Origin of the sequence: Kineothrix alysoides (genome assembly GCF_000732725.1) — a bacterium.
Taxonomy (GTDB): Bacteria; Bacillota; Clostridia; order Lachnospirales; family Lachnospiraceae; genus Kineothrix; species Kineothrix alysoides.
In genome coordinates this window covers 1512858-1527455 of sequence record NZ_JPNB01000002.1, presented here as the reverse complement: position 1 = coordinate 1527455, position 14598 = coordinate 1512858, and the positions used below count along the sequence as shown (strand labels likewise).

Below are 14598 nucleotides of genomic sequence, written 5' to 3'. Positions count from 1 at the left end.
TGATGTGTCGTATACACACTGGTTAACTGGTTATAAGTAACCAACTTATAAAATTTGAGCTCCTAACTCAATCAATAATGCAGCCTTAGCTGCCATAAATATTTGCATGGAAACTCCAACCTTACGTATATCTGCATTCCATACGCGTTTTATTATACTTTTAGTTTTTCATAATTGCAAGCATTTTTTTAGAGAATTTAATCAAGCCTTACTCGACACCTACCAGAAAAGCTTTGTATCAAATAAAAAATTCCTTCTCTAGGCCCCGGGACAGACTTTCGTAGAAATCTGCTATCTGTTTTCCATCTATGAGAGAGTGATGAGCCAATACGCTTACCGGAAGCATAATCCTGTCTTTCTCTGTAAAATATTTTCCCCACGTGATTCTCGGATTGGAGTCAGCGGGAAAGGGCACCGGCTGTATCAACGACGTATAACTTACCCACGGCAGGCAGGAAATGAAAAGGAGGGAATTCGCATCGCTTTCCTCCTCCAAGCCTCCGCTTATGAGTACCTGTTCCTGATTCCTTGCGGTTTCTTCCAAAAATTCCTCAAAGCTAAGAGTCGGGTCGGCCTCGCAGTATGCATAGGTGCCATCCGCTTTCATAACCGTATGGGATGTCTTGCAGAATTCATATTCCACAATTCCATCTCCGTCAATCCGCTGTCGGAATTCTTTTACCGAATTCGCCGCATTTCCCACTGCATAAAGCAGATATAGAAAGGAGGACTGCCCTTTCACCTTAGCCTTGCCCACGGCCTGTGTGATATCCACATTCGACGTCAGGCCCACGTATGGGTAGCCCATAGCGCGAAAATAATCAAAATGTGCTTTCCTCGGATATGTCTCCATATCTACCTTTTGTATATACATAGCTTTCTCCTCGTTCTGATATGATACCATTTGGATTTTACAGCATAAGCCGGTAAATAGCAGCCACGTCCTTCTCTTCCAGTTTGACAAAGCCTCCGATCGTTCCGGTTCGTCCATCGCCATAGCAAGCAGTATGGGCCATTTTCTCTATGTCCTCCTCCTTTGCCCCAAGTCCTGCAAAATCAGAAGGCATTCCTATGGATGTCCAAAAGCTTCTAAGCGCTGCAATTCCTGCCTTCGCCGTATTCTCGGGATTCATAAAGTCCATCTCGCAGCCCCATACCCGAACGGCAAGCTGCGCAAAACGGTTTATGTCGTGTTTCATGTTATACTGCATCCATGCAGGAAATACTACCGCTAATCCCGCTCCATGTGCGCAATCGTAAATGGCGGAAAGCTCATGCTCGATATCGTGGCTCGCCCAGTCTTGTACTCTTCCGACTCCGCAGGAATTATTGTGAGCCATCATTCCTGCCCACATAATATTAGCCTGCGCCTGATAATTATTGGAGTCCTCTGTTACGCGGGGCGCTTCCTTGATTACAGTCAGAAGTAAGCCCTCTATCATCCTATCGGTTACCTCCACCTCGATGGTAGTTGTAAAATAACGCTCGAATAAGTGTGCCATAATGTCCGTGATTCCGCAGGCAATTTGAAAAGGAGGAAGGGTCTGGGTCAGGGCAGGATTTAGAATAGAAAATGCCGGACGGAAAGCCTCTCCCGTAGCCCCCCTCTTATACATTCCGTCCTCGTTGGTAATAACCGAATCCGGCGAACCTTCACTTCCTGCCGCAGATATCGTAAGTATGGTTCCTATGGGAAGCGCTTTTGTCACTGATTTTCCCTGGTAGAAATCCCAGAAATCTCCGTCATAGACAGCACCGGCAGCTATCGCCTTAGAGGAATCTATGGTGCTTCCGCCGCCTACTGCGAGGACAAAGTCCACATTCTCTTTCCTGCACAGCTCAATACCCTCATAAACAAGACCGCTTCTCGGATTCGGCTTAACGCCGCCCAATTCCACGAAGTCTATTCCTTCTGCTTTCAAAGAAAGCTTTACTCTGTCCAAAAGGCCGGAGCGTATTACGGAGCCGCCGCCGTAGTGAATCAGGACTTTTTTACCGCCGAATCGCTTTACATAGTGTCCGGCTCTCGTTTCTTCCTCTTTACCAAAAACAAAATAAGTAGGGCTGTAAAATACAAAATTTTCCATGAGGTTCTCCTTCCATTGATGGGTGATATCCCAGAACATAGGTACACTTTCCTATTACATAACAAATGGCGTATTTCCATGACAGAAAATACGCCTTATACCTTTGCTTTTGATTTCTGTATTCCTGAATGATCCGCCTATTTTTCGGCAGGCTTCAGTAAGATGTCCAGGCAAACGTCTCCTGCAGGGGTGGTGATACAACAGGTGGTGTAATCGTCTCTTCCCTCCGTTTTGCGCAGTACCGGCGGCAATATATCACATTTCACGTCTTTTTGAGCAAACATAGTAAGTACGTTACCGCTGATTATGTTCGCTATTTCAGAAATAGCAGAGATTACGAACTCGTCCACGGTATCCATTTCCAGCCCGCTCATGATATTTACCATGCCAAGAGATGTAGTGCGCGGAAAGCGGTAAACAACATCACCCTGCATTTCTCCTATGATTCCGATAGAAATATCCAAATCATCTTCATTTTCAAATTTTTCCGAGGAAAGCTCGTCGATATCGGTAATATCCAGCATTAGCTGGAATACGTTGCGGGTGGCTTCCAAAAATGGTTTGTAAAGATTATCTGCCATCTCCTGATACCCCCTTTTTTATTGCGTAATCAGCAATATGCTGGTCTTCTGCGGCAACGTGATTAATCAGCCAGGAGAGGAGTTTCCCTCCGAATTGCTGCATCAACTGCTCGTCAAATCCGCTTTTCTCATATTCTTCAGTAACCTTTACCACATAACTCACCATATCATCGTGTATTTTCTTATGCGCTTCGTAACCAGGGTATCCGATTTCTTTCTGGTACTCTTCTTCATCGCGGAAATGCTCTACAACATAGCCGTTCATGAATTCCAGCGTTTCGTTGACCTTTTTCACTTTTTCTTCCCAAGTAACGGAAGATCGAAGAGTCTGCACAAATGCGTCAACACGCCGGAACAGCTCTTTATGCTGCTCATCGATTATCTGAACGCCCAGCTCATACTTGTCCTTCCAGATCATAGTATCTCGTCCTTTCTTATCCTGATATTGCAATGCTTCAATTCTTACAATTATTTGTCACCAATCAGTAAATTTTTAGTACCTGCTGTTATTTCCGATACTAATTAAAATTATACTCCATGTAAGTTGTTAATTCAATTCATTTCTGTGACTTTTGTACTATTTTTGGCATTATTTTTTGAGGACTTTTTTACTCTGCGAACAAAAGAGTGCTTCATACACTTTCGCAGTCAAATATTTTGACGGCACAAGCGTTACACTTATCTTACACAGACAGTGCTATACAGATATTCGGTTTTTTAGAAGCTTATAACTTCCGGTTCTTTTGTGAATGAATAAAATGTAGCGGTAGCATCTTTAAAGTAAAGCACTTGCGTGTTCCCGTCATCCGCCGCATACATACTTTTTAAGGACGGATAAGCCTCCAGCATGGATTCTCTGGCCTCCATCCTGTCGTCTTCCACGAGAATACCTGCCAAGCGAAGCCACTCTCCGTCCTTCATTGCACAGATTTCCGCTTTTGCATTCGCAGCAAGCTGTTTCGATACCTTCTTTATTTTCCCAGTCTGTATATATAATTTTCCTTCGAAAATATGGGCCGTGCCAAAGGGCCTTACTCTCGGCTGGTCTCCTTCTGCTGTGGCCAAATAATAGGTCTGTGCGTCGTTTAAAAATTGACATACTTTTTCTATTTCCATGCTCTTTTCCTCCTGAACCTATGGTTTTCCTATATGTTTACTAGATATTATAGTTCTTTTTTATTCTATCGTCAATCTTCCACATATACTATTTCACCATAGCGTGAGGATACCTTGTTTCATCGAATCCAAAGAAAAATCAGAGCATAAGGCATAAAATCGCCTCGTATATTTATTCTTCATCCAAAATAATCTTATTGACCGCATTGATAAATGCCAGCGCACTCGCCTCCATCACGTCTTGCTCGATCGCTTTACCCTGATATAATTTATCGTTGTGTTTAATCTGAACGGTAACCTTTCCAAGGCTTCCTTTTCCCCGACTCAGATTATTGATCCTGTACTCAATTAACTCCACGGGTTCCTGCACCGCTTCCATGATACAGCTATAAAGAGCGTCGATCACTCCCGATCCGCTGCTGCTCGTTACTACTTGTTTTTCCCCACGAATCAGCTTGACTGTAGCTGTGGGCAAGGTACTGGTCGCGGTCATCTGGTATTCCTCCAACTGCCACAGTTCCTTATCGAAAACAGATTTTACGTTGGGACAGCACTTAAACAACGTCAGTATATCGTTATCATAGACTTCTTTTTTCCGGTCCGCTAATTGCAGGAACTTCTCGAAGACCTCAGGAAAATGCTCTTCCGGTATTTCGAACCCTAATCTTTTCGTTACGTACAAAAAGGCATGCTTGCCGGATCTTGCCGTCAATACCAGTTCCATAGGGGGTGCTCCTACCGTTTCAGGATCCATGATTTCATATACATCCTTCGATTTCAGCAAGCCATCCTGATGGATACCCGAGGAATGGGCAAAGGCATTTTCTCCCGTAATCGCTTTATTGACCTGAACGTCCAGCCCCATCGTAGCGCTGACCATGCGGGAGGTCTCATAAATTTTTGCCGTATCGATGGTCGTATAGCCTCCGTAATAGTCTTCGTGCAGTTTGATTCCCATGACTACCTCCTCCAAAGAGGTATTTCCCGCCCGTTCTCCGATTCCGTTGACGGTACATTCCACCTTATCCGCCCCGTTTCTCACAGCAGCCAAGGTATTTGCGGTGGCCAATCCGGTATCGTTATGGCAATGGACACTCAAAATCACATTAGGGTCTAAGTTCTTCAGCCTATCATTGATCCGGTATATCAAATTGCCGAATTGCTCGGGCACTGCATAGCCTACGGTATCCGGAATATTGATAATAGTAGCACCTGCCTTTACGACCGCCTCTATCGTTTTCCACATATATTCGAAATCCGAACGGCTGGCATCCTCTAAGGAGTACTGTACCTTGGGAAGGAACTGCTTGGCATATTTCACAGAAGCAGCACCAATCTCTATAATTTGCTCAGGCGTTTTCTGCAACTTCTTCGATACATGTAATTCCGAGGAGCCTAATACGATATGGATCAAAGGGTCCTGCGCCTTGCGGATGCTCTGGTATATAGCGTCTATGTCCGCTTCTACAGCTCTGCCTAAGGCCGCAATACATACCTCCTGACCTATCTTCTCGCTGATTGCTTTTACCGCTTCAAAATCTCCCTGAGAAGAGGATGGAAATCCTACTTCCATCATATCTACCTTCATCTTGGCAATCTGTACTGCCACATCCAGTTTCTCCTCCAGATTCAGCTTTGCACCGGGAACCTGCTCTCCGTCTCTAAGTGTTGTGTCAAATACGTAAATTTTTCTTTTCATAACTGCATCTCCTTTTTTGTGGTATTTACACCAAGCAACTCATTTCATAAATTGCTCGTTGTCGACAAAAGTGTGCTCCATCCACTCCTATAGCCAAAGGCCTCGGCAGCACAGCTTTTGTCCTGTGTACAACTGCGATTGTTTTTTACAATATAATAGCTCCCTTCATCTCTTGCCGATGTCAAGAGACGAAAAGGGAGCTTTCCGCGGTACCACTCTAATTCATACAATTATGTATGCACTTTTTCGATACTCCTTGCTGTGAATGTTTGAAATTGCTTCTTATGAAATAGAAATCAAGGTACAAAAAAACTTCCGTCTCGCTAAGAGACAGAAGTTATATTATCTGCGAACCACTCTATTCCGGCCAATTTCAATACAAGTACAATAAGACTAATATCTATCCCCTGTAACGGTGGGCATCCGGCACGACCTACTTAATTTCAGCGGGCAACTCAAAGGCGAGTTCACCATTTTCTAATTCCTGCCTCGCACCATCCAGCAGGTCTCTGAAAATTATCAAACAGCTACTAATCCTTTTCAAAGTCTTTTTCTTTATATTAATTTGTATTATATGCAATCGATTCCTGTTTGTCAACGGATTTCTAAAACATCTAAAAATATTTAGTATTTCTCCCCTATGTGACACCTTTCAGAGCACAGGCATATAATATAACTAGAAAAACATACATTCCAGAGGTTTATATGAACAATACAAGTGCAGCAGACAGCAGAGGCACCATTACCCAGCACGGCAACGTTATGCGCGTGCAGAATGCCCTGGTTGAAGAAGTAGTTACCAACAACAGAACATCTGGCTTTATAGTGATTTCCCATGCAGTGCGGGGAGGCAACAATCTGATCCATATCGAGCTCCTCCGGTTAAATGTAGGACGGGATACCATTATTATAAATCAGTTCGGCGAACGTGCCTGCCTTTGCGACATTAGGAAAGGGATGTTTATAGATGCCGAATTCTCGGCTGCTATGACGAGAAGTATTCCTCCTCAGTCCAACGCATTCCGCATTGTTATACGGCAGAACGAAACTTCCACCAGCGTCACTACAGACCGGGTAGTCAGGGTAGATGTAAATAACAGCTTCCTTATCACCGGCAATCCCACTAACCCGGCACATCAGATGCGATTTGTCATCTCCAACGCAACTGTAATTCTCGACCAGCGCGGCCGGCCAATCCGCTTGGGTTCCATTCGGCCCGGGCAAATGGTAAGAGTGGAGCACGCCAACTTCCAGACTCCCAGCATCCCCCCCCAGACCACCGCTTTTCGCGTTCAGCTTTTGTAATTATAAGCGCAGGCTGCGACACTAAACAACTTAGTGCGCAGCCCGCTTATTAAAAGTATTTATCTTTTATCTTTTCCGAGGTCCTTACTGCCATAGCCTGCGTAGTGAGAGTCGGGTTAGGGCCTCCCAAGGAATTAAAGAGCACGCTGTTATCGGCTATGAACAGCCTTTTTACCTGCTTTGCCTCACAGTCGGTATCCGTGACGACTCCCACACGCATGGTAGACTGAATATGTATGTATAAATTAGCCGGCCAGTTGGAGCGAAGAATCGTCCTTGCACCGGCTTTTTTCAGAATATCAGCCGCTATAGTGGCAAGCCTGTCACGCTTTATCCTATCCTTTTCGCCGGGATAATATACTATTTTCGGTATAAAGCCGTGAGCATCCCTGACTTTGTAGTCCAAGCTCACGCCGTTTCTTTGGCTCACTTCATCGTCCGTAAATATGAGCAGGCTCAATGTTCTCTTATAGTCCATCATCATTTCCTTTAACTGGGCGCCGGCTACTGCCCCTTCCATATTCCAAAGTTCACCGGGGCCCACCTTATTCCATTCGGCAAACCCCTTGTCGCTCATGCCGTAGAAACTGGAGGAATACAAGCCGGGGCTAAAGCCCATGGTCTGTATAACTCCAAGGCCCGGGTAATCAAATCTCGCGGCCCCATTCTGTCCTACGAAAGGGCTGATATCAGGACTTCCCAATATTTCCATCAACACTTCTTCATCGAATATTCCCGTAACGCTGTCCATCCAGTGGTTTACCAGGCCTCTTCCGACCCACGGATTATGGGGAAGTCCGGAATTCAGCCAAAGACGCGGTGTTTCAATGGCGCCTCCCGCCATGACCACTACATCCGCACGCTGCTCGAACACCTCTCCGGTCCAAGAGTCTTTATATATTACGCCTACCGCGTGCTGTACCTTCTCACTATCCTCTTCTGTCAAAATCTGCGTTACGAAAGCATTGGGCCTGACCTGTACATTTCCGGAATAAAGAGCCCAAGGAATATAGCTTGCGAAGGTGGACCTTTTCGCTACCGCCTGCACCTTCGGCCCTATATGACAGCCGTTCACACAGTGTCCCCTGAGCGTACAACCGTAATCCCCGTCCCTTTCCTTATCGTAGTCCGGTATATTGGCCTCTTCGCCGTGAAGCAGGATAGCATTTGGCTGCGGCCGGTAGCCAGGCTGCGTAATATTCTGGCCCGTCAGTTCATTCCAATTCGCCTGCTTTGCCCCGTAGTAGAACAGGTTCTCCTTTGCGGTGGGCCTGCTGTCGATTACAGGAAGCGCCGCTTCAACCCTTTCGTAATATGGAACCAGCTCGTTGTAAGATATGGGCCAGATATTGTTTACGGAAGCCGGATACGCCCGCGGGCAGTTTGCTGTATAAATCAGCGTTGTTCCCCCCACTCCTGCGCTTTGCCATACACTTCCGCCATTTGCGACATTTCTGGGCCATGGCCCTCTATTCCTGTCTGCAGGCCCCCAGCGGAATTTGCCGCTTATCGTATCGTTCATATCGTTTTCCAAGTCGGTAAAACTTTCCTTCAACAGCGGAAGATTCAAGTCTTCTATGGAAGAGCTGCTCTCTGCTCCAGGTTCCGCATTGGGCTTAGGCCATTTCTCATTTCCATACCATGGGCCAGCTTCGAGAACCAGAACCTTGATTCCCTTCTCTCCCAGTTCCTTCGCCGCTACAGCGCCGCCTCCTCCTGCACCAATTACAATAACACCTACATCATACTCCATACCTTACACCGGATTTTATTATCCTTTCTATAAAATATTAATCTCTGTCAGGGCCCGGATAGGATACCTGCTGCCATCCGATGGGCATGAATTCAAACACTCTCTGATTCGGCTCATCCAAACGGGTGGAACCATACCCAAACCACTCCGAATAATAACCCATCATCGTCATTTTCAGCAGCATATCGACCACATATTTATCCGTGAACATCGGGCTGTTATAAGAAGCTATTTCCTGCTGTTTCAAGATATTCAGCGCTGCCAGCCTATCGCTGGGCACCAGAGCGGCAAAGTTTATCGCTTTCCCTCCCATAATATCCAGTGAGAATTCATTCCCCCCGCGAATCAACAGCTCCCTTGCTGCCATATCGAGGGTCGCTACCGTGGATTTCAACAAAGCCACGCCTCCCAGCTCATGAAGGGATAAAATCAGATATTCATAAGTGAGCGCGTCAATCGCTCCAGGATATTGTATTTCGCCATATTCTGCCGCCAGTCTCGGAGTCCACGGGATAACCGCTTCTACAAAAGCCATCAAGGTATCTAAAAAATGAGGCATGGAATAATCGTTTATTAAATCATCAATTCCATTTACTGTTTCATACAACATTATGAGGTCACCGTTACACATCTATTCATTTTAAAATATATGATTTGTTTGCCGGGATATTCGCCTTATATTAAAACAAGGAACAATAAGCTGCGCTAATTACTCTTATGTTAAAAGAAGGGACTGGGTAAGACATATCGCCTTACGCAGTCCCTTTTTTTATAAAATGAACCATTAATTTTACTTGTTTATTACTGTAAGATTTTTTAATGAAATATCCAAAATGGAAGCCGAATGAGTCAATGCCCCGCAGGATATGTAATCGACACCAATTTGAGTCAGTTCACTGATACGCTGCGCTGTCACATTTCCCGAACATTCCGTTTCAGCCCTGCCGTCAATTATTTTTACGGCCTGCTTCATCATTTCGGGGCTCATATTATCCAGCATAATAATGTCGGCTCCGGCTTCCAGCGCTTCCTCTACCATTTCCAGATTCTCCGCCTCTATCTCTATTTTTCGCACGAAGGGAGCGTACTCTCTTGCCATTTCTATCGCCTTTTTCACTCCTCCGGCCGCCGCTATATGATTGTCCTTCAGCAAAATGCCGTCGGAAAGATTAAAGCGATGGTTATATCCGCCGCCTGCCTTGACCGCATATTTTTCAAATATTCTCATGTTAGGCGTGGTTTTTCTCGTGTCCAGCAGCTTGGTTCTGCTCCCGCTTAACATATCTGTTACGGAACGTGTATATGTAGCAATTCCGCTCATGCGCTGCAGATAATTAAGCGCTGTTCGCTCTCCGGAAAGAAGTGCCCTCACATCCGCGTATACGACAGCGAGCAAATCTCCCTTTTTCACCCGGTCTCCATCCTTCACATATGACTCTAATCTTGCAGAAGGGTCCAGCAGTTCGAATACCCGGAAAAAGACATTCATCCCGGCTATAACGCCGTCCTGCTTGCACAAAAGCTGGACCTTTCCCTCTTTCTTCTCCCGAATGACCGAATTGGTCGATACGTCCTCGCTGGATATATCTTCGCGCAGCGCCTGCAATATAAGGTTATCCGCATTTAATTTGAATGTGACTTCGTTGTTCATTTTTATTCGCCCTTTCTATCTCCGTTAAAACCATTCTTGTATTTTTTTTCTTAAACTGTTCGTAATCGGCATATACCGTAAGATCTATCGCTTCCATAGGGCTGTTCAGCCTTTGGAATGTGGCGGAAATATGTTTCGCCGCTTCCTTTGCAAAGACCAGACTTTCTAACAGCGAGTTGCTGGCAAGACGGTTCGCTCCGTGTACGCCGTTGCAGCTCGTCTCGCCCACAGCATACAAATGCTCCATGGAAGTCCTGCTTTCAAGGTCCACCGCAATTCCTCCCATAAAATAGTGCTGGGCCGGAGTGACGGGAATGCTGTCCCTGGTAATATCAATTCCTTCCTCCATGCAGCGGGCATAAATGTTAGGAAATCTATCTTTAATAGCCTTGCTGCCCAGATGTGCCACGGACAGCCAGACATGAGCGCTTCTATCCTTTTTCATCTGACGGAGTATTTTTTGGGTCAGCAAATCCCTCGGCAGAAGCTCATCCACGAAACGCTTTTTACTTGCGTTCAGCAAATAGGCACCCTCACCCCTTACGGATTCCGAAATCAAGAAACGTCTTCCCGGTTTTTCGGAATAAAGTGCTGTAGGATGGATTTGTATATAATTAATGTTCTTCAGCGCGACTTTGTGCTCTAACGCTGCCGCCAGGGAGTCTCCAGTCAAATGGGGGTAATTTGTGGAAGCTTCATATAAACCTCCGATGCCTCCGGTAGCCAGTATTGTATAATCGGAGGAAAGCCGCATGATGCCGCCATCCTTCGTGCGGACGATGATACCGAGACAACGGTTTTTATTGGATACCAAATCCATCATTTCGGTATATTCCATAATCGTAATATTTTTTTTCTTTCCGACCTGCTCCAAAAGCTTTTCCGTAATCTCCCGTCCGGTCACGTCCTTATGATACAGAATTCTTGGGGCGGAATGCGCTCCTTCCCTCGTATACAGAAGAACTCCGTCTTTTCGCTCGAATTCTATCCCGCCGCAAATCAAGTCGCCTATAATTTCCGGCGACTTCTTTATCATCTGGCGAACAGCGGCCCGGTCATTCTCGAAGTGCCCGGCTTTTAGAGTATCCGTAAAAAAACTGTTATAATCCTCTTCCGATTTCAGCGTACAGATGCCGCCCTGAGCCAAATAGGAGTCGCTCATTTTCAGAGAGCTTTTGGTAATCATAAGGATTTCTTTGTTCTCGGGCAGATTAAGAGCACAGAATAATCCCGCCACTCCCGTTCCTACTATAATAATATCTGTTCCAGTTTTCATTTCCGGCCACCTTACTTTGACATATCCATCATTTTTTCCAAGGCTTTGTTGGCATTGTTCCTCGTTTCCTCATCCAATATAACGAGGTTGTCCGCATCCTCAAGCTGTTCTAAGACCTGCTCCACCGTTATGCGTTTCATGTGAGGACAGAACTGCCTATGTCCTACCGAGTAGAACTTTTTATTCGGATTCTTCTCTTCCAGTTCATGCAGTATTCCCATTTCAGTGCATATGATAAAGACCTGCGCATCGCTTTTTCCTGCATAATCGATAATTCCTGAGGTACTTCCTATATAATCTGCCATTTCCAGTACATCCTGTGTGCACTCCGGGTGAGCAAGAATTAACGCTTCCGGATAAAGTTCCCTGGCTTTTTGGATATTTTCTTTTTTGATACTCGTATGTACATGGCAGAAACCGTCTCCCAATATAAAATTTTTCTCGGGAATCATGTGCGCGATATATCTGCCCAGATTAGCGTCCGGTATGAAATAAATGTTTTTATTTGGCAGCTTCTTCACTACTTTGAGTGCATTTGCCGATGTGACACATACGTCGGAATGGGCCTTGATTTCAGCTGTGGAATTGACATAGCAGACTACTGCCACATCCTCATATTCCTCCCTTACTGCCTTTATCTCATCGATATCCGCCATGTGTGCCATCGGACAGTCCGCAGTGCTGTCCGGCATAAGGATCGTCTTCTCGGGACTCAGCAGCTTGGCGCTTTCTCCCATGAAGGTCACTCCGCAGAATAAAATGGTCTTCTGGGGAATCTCCGTTGCCGTTTTGCTGAGGTAATAGGAATCTCCGACGCAGTCTGCAAGGTCCTGAATCCTGCTGTCGGTATAATAATGAGCTAATATCGCTACATCCTTTTCCTTTTTCAGCTGCTCTATCCGTTTTATAATTGTGTCCATCTCGTGTTCCTCTCTAAATTATACTGGTGCCTATTTTATCACATGTAATGTCATATGACAAGACAGCACTATTTGGCATTTAGCATAACACTGTGTATAAACTTTTATATAAAATGGGTTAAAATTATAAAATGATATTCGGGGATTAATATTGGGCCGTAACGAAAGATTTGCCGCTTTTATCAAGAAGTGAAGCAGATGAAAAGAATATTGAAACGAATTATCTATATTCGATATAATCCAGAAATCTCCTGACTGCCAGCGACGCACCCTTTTTATTTTTAAGAGCTACTCCTATTTTCCGGTAAGAGGGTATTTCCAGTTCTTTCGCCACGATGCGATAGGGAATACGGCGCAAAATGAGCTCCGGCAGGATGCTGATACCCAGACCGCTTTCTACCATGGACATGATCGCATAATCATCCCATGTGGTGAAATGAATCTCAGGGGATATGCCGCACCGCTCAAATATCTCCGCAGCCTCGGAATTCTCATCTTTTCCAAGAAGCAGGAAGGGGGAATCTTCCAGCGCTTTGACAGGGAAATATTCGCAATCTGCAAGAAAATGCTTCTCAGGCAAAACAACAAGAAGCTTATCCTGCTCCAAAAAAATTGTTTCCAGTTCGGGAAGCGTAGGAAGCCTAAGAAATCCACAGTCTACGCGCCCTTCTAATATCCACCTCTCTATTTCAGCATAATCTCCCAGAAGGAGTTCATAATCGATGTTAGGATAATCTTTTTGAAATTTTTTTATAATGTTAGGAAGCCAGTGGGTCGCCGCGCTTGAAAACGTGCCTATTCGAATGAGTCCTGACTGAAGTCCGTTCAGCTCCTCCACCTGCGTTTGCAGCTTTTGATATTCTCTGCATACATTCTTTGCATACGGCAAAAGCTTCAAGCCGTCTGAGGTCAGGCGTACACCGGAACGCCCGCGTTCCAGAAGCGATATCCCCCATTCTTTTTCCAAGTCATTAATCATACGGCTGATTCCCGACTGGGAATAATTCAGCAGCTTTGCGGCCTTTGTGAAGCTTCCATATTCCACTGTGGAAATAAAGGCCATATATTTTTGAATATTCATGTCCATTTTTATTCACTCTTTCTGCCATAATTCATGCGGTTATCCCGATTGCCGTTACTCATCAATTACTTAATTTTATATATGTTACATTCGCTTATTTTTATATCCGTTTTTGTAATGATATTTATGATAAATATGCGCTTTTGTAATTTATAGATTTATGATACATTATGCCCATGGAGTTTTCAAGAAAAAGAAATAGAATATACTACTTTATCGATTCAAAAGTAACTTACGCGAAAGGAAGGCCCCCCTATGGGATTATATCAAAATAGAATTGTTGTAAAGGTCGGCACCTCCACACTCACAAACGACATCGGTCAAAACGATTTACGTTCCTTCGACCGCCTTGCCTGTGCCTTATCCGACGTCCAGAATATGGGATATGAAATTATACTCGTATCCTCAGGAGCAATTGCCGTAGGCACCAATAAGCTGAAAATGAAAACACGTCCTACCAGCATGCGGCTTAAACAGGCCGCCGCCGCAGTAGGGCAGTGCAGCATTATGTTCTTATATGATAAATTTTTCAACGACTATGATAAAACTATTGCCCAAATCCTCTTAAACGCTGAGGATATGGAAATCGAGGAAAAAAAGGAGAATCTCACTAACACCTTCGATTCCCTGCTGGAAATGGGCATCATACCTATCGTAAATGAAAACGATTCCGTCAGCTACACGGAAATCGAATCGGAGGATCGGCTTTTCGGTGATAATGACATGCTGTCCGCTGTTGTCGCCATATTGTGTAAAGCCCAGAAGCTCGTGATCTTGTCCGACATCGACGGCTTTTATGACAGTGACCCCCGCCTCCATCCTAACGCAAAGCTCATAGAGCGCATCGCCGAAATTGACGAAGAGGTACAGTCCTTAGCCGGAGGCGCAGGCTCACGACGCGGTACGGGTGGCATGAAGACAAAGCTCCAAGCTGCGAAACTAGCCACTGCCCAGGGCATCGACACGGTTATCGCAAACGGGAAAAATCCTGCTGCTCTATACGATATTATTAAAGGCGTAAGCGTAGGCACTCTTTTTTCAGGAAAGGCCTTATAGACATATTATAAATCAGTATCGACATAGAGCAGAGCAAAAGCTGTGCATCTGTTTTTTACGCAGTAGAAGCTCT

General features: G+C 45.1%; 14 protein-coding genes and 1 other annotated feature. Of the genes, 2 read left to right on the top strand and 12 right to left on the bottom strand.

The genetic code is table 11. The annotated features are described in order from the left end of the window. Positions 1–238: 238 nt before the first annotated feature. From CC90_RS0118060 to CC90_RS0118035, 6 genes are all read right to left on the bottom strand, one after another. Positions 239–874, bottom strand: coding sequence for a CatA-like O-acetyltransferase (locus CC90_RS0118060; protein WP_031392118.1), 636 nt, complete (start codon positions 872–874; stop codon positions 239–241). Positions 875–911: 37 nt separating this feature from the next. Beyond that, entirely contained in the window at positions 912–2087 is a 1176-nt protein-coding gene (locus tag CC90_RS0118055) for an iron-containing alcohol dehydrogenase (protein WP_031392117.1), read from the bottom strand. A gap of 137 nt (positions 2088–2224) precedes the next feature. After that, positions 2225–2668, bottom strand: coding sequence for a chemotaxis protein CheX (locus CC90_RS0118050; protein WP_031392116.1), 444 nt, complete (start codon positions 2666–2668; stop codon positions 2225–2227). Then, positions 2658–3086 carry a bacteriohemerythrin gene (locus CC90_RS0118045; protein ID WP_031392115.1) on the bottom strand — a complete coding sequence of 143 codons (429 nt, stop codon included), beginning with the start codon at positions 3084–3086 and terminating at the stop codon, positions 2658–2660. Before CC90_RS0118045 ends, CC90_RS0118050 begins: the two co-directional genes overlap by 11 nt. Before the next feature lie 299 nt (positions 3087–3385). Then, positions 3386–3778 carry a pyridoxamine 5'-phosphate oxidase family protein gene (locus CC90_RS0118040; protein ID WP_031392114.1) on the bottom strand — a complete coding sequence of 131 codons (393 nt, stop codon included), beginning with the start codon at positions 3776–3778 and terminating at the stop codon, positions 3386–3388. A gap of 178 nt (positions 3779–3956) precedes the next feature. Continuing rightward, positions 3957–5483 carry a 2-isopropylmalate synthase gene (locus CC90_RS0118035; RefSeq protein ID WP_031392113.1) on the bottom strand — a complete coding sequence of 509 codons (1527 nt, stop codon included), beginning with the start codon at positions 5481–5483 and terminating at the stop codon, positions 3957–3959. 181 nt (positions 5484–5664) lie between these two features. Continuing rightward, positions 5665–6036 (bottom strand) — a binding site (T-box leader). 152 nt (positions 6037–6188) lie between these two features. Here CC90_RS0118035 and CC90_RS0118030 point away from each other — a divergent pair. Beyond that, on the top strand, positions 6189–6788 hold the full coding sequence (locus CC90_RS0118030; protein ID WP_031392112.1) for a hypothetical protein: 600 nt from the start codon (positions 6189–6191) through the stop codon (positions 6786–6788). A 49-nt stretch (positions 6789–6837) separates the two neighbouring features. On the opposite strand, the gene CC90_RS0118025 is transcribed toward CC90_RS0118030, so the two are convergent. The 6 genes from CC90_RS0118025 to CC90_RS0118000 form a co-directional block, all read right to left on the bottom strand. Beyond that, positions 6838–8541, bottom strand: a complete 1704-nt coding sequence (locus CC90_RS0118025; protein WP_031392111.1) for a GMC family oxidoreductase N-terminal domain-containing protein — start codon at positions 8539–8541, stop codon at positions 6838–6840. A 37-nt stretch (positions 8542–8578) separates the two neighbouring features. Then, positions 8579–9151, bottom strand: coding sequence for a gluconate 2-dehydrogenase subunit 3 family protein (locus CC90_RS0118020; RefSeq protein ID WP_031392110.1), 573 nt, complete (start codon positions 9149–9151; stop codon positions 8579–8581). Positions 9152–9331: 180 nt separating this feature from the next. Then, positions 9332–10192, bottom strand: a complete 861-nt coding sequence (gene nadC / locus CC90_RS0118015) for a carboxylating nicotinate-nucleotide diphosphorylase (protein ID WP_031392109.1) — start codon at positions 10190–10192, stop codon at positions 9332–9334. Further along, positions 10155–11468, bottom strand: a complete 1314-nt coding sequence (locus CC90_RS0118010) for an L-aspartate oxidase (RefSeq protein ID WP_031392108.1) — start codon at positions 11466–11468, stop codon at positions 10155–10157. The genes nadC and CC90_RS0118010 overlap by 38 nt, the downstream gene beginning before the upstream one ends. Positions 11469–11479: 11 nt before the next feature. Continuing rightward, complete coding sequence (gene nadA / locus CC90_RS0118005; RefSeq protein WP_031392107.1) at positions 11480–12388, bottom strand: quinolinate synthase NadA; 909 nt, start codon at positions 12386–12388, stop codon at positions 11480–11482. Between the two features lie 220 nt (positions 12389–12608). Further along, positions 12609–13475 (bottom strand): LysR family transcriptional regulator, encoded by an 867-nt coding sequence (locus CC90_RS0118000; protein WP_031392106.1) that lies wholly within the window; start codon positions 13473–13475, stop codon positions 12609–12611. A gap of 249 nt (positions 13476–13724) precedes the next feature. On the opposite strand from CC90_RS0118000, the gene proB reads away from it, so the two are divergent. After that, positions 13725–14525 carry a glutamate 5-kinase gene (proB, locus tag CC90_RS0117995; RefSeq protein ID WP_031392105.1) on the top strand — a complete coding sequence of 267 codons (801 nt, stop codon included), beginning with the start codon at positions 13725–13727 and terminating at the stop codon, positions 14523–14525. Positions 14526–14598 lie beyond the last annotated feature (73 nt).

Coding starts and splice junctions, on each gene's coding strand:
- CC90_RS0118010 (WP_031392108.1), bottom strand. CDS start 11,468: ATGAAAACTGGAACAGATATTATTATAGTAGGAACGGGAGTGGCGGGA.
- CC90_RS0118060 (WP_031392118.1), bottom strand. CDS start 874: ATGTATATACAAAAGGTAGATATGGAGACATATCCGAGGAAAGCACAT.
- proB (WP_031392105.1), top strand. CDS start 13,725: ATGGGATTATATCAAAATAGAATTGTTGTAAAGGTCGGCACCTCCACA.
- CC90_RS0118055 (WP_031392117.1), bottom strand. CDS start 2,087: ATGGAAAATTTTGTATTTTACAGCCCTACTTATTTTGTTTTTGGTAAA.
- CC90_RS0118050 (WP_031392116.1), bottom strand. CDS start 2,668: ATGGCAGATAATCTTTACAAACCATTTTTGGAAGCCACCCGCAACGTA.
- CC90_RS0118020 (WP_031392110.1), bottom strand. CDS start 9,151: ATGTTGTATGAAACAGTAAATGGAATTGATGATTTAATAAACGATTAT.
- CC90_RS0118025 (WP_031392111.1), bottom strand. CDS start 8,541: ATGGAGTATGATGTAGGTGTTATTGTAATTGGTGCAGGAGGAGGCGGC.
- CC90_RS0118045 (WP_031392115.1), bottom strand. CDS start 3,086: ATGATCTGGAAGGACAAGTATGAGCTGGGCGTTCAGATAATCGATGAG.
- nadA (WP_031392107.1), bottom strand. CDS start 12,388: ATGGACACAATTATAAAACGGATAGAGCAGCTGAAAAAGGAAAAGGAT.
- CC90_RS0118035 (WP_031392113.1), bottom strand. CDS start 5,483: ATGAAAAGAAAAATTTACGTATTTGACACAACACTTAGAGACGGAGAG.
- CC90_RS0118000 (WP_031392106.1), bottom strand. CDS start 13,475: ATGGACATGAATATTCAAAAATATATGGCCTTTATTTCCACAGTGGAA.
- CC90_RS0118030 (WP_031392112.1), top strand. CDS start 6,189: ATGAACAATACAAGTGCAGCAGACAGCAGAGGCACCATTACCCAGCAC.
- nadC (WP_031392109.1), bottom strand. CDS start 10,192: ATGAACAACGAAGTCACATTCAAATTAAATGCGGATAACCTTATATTG.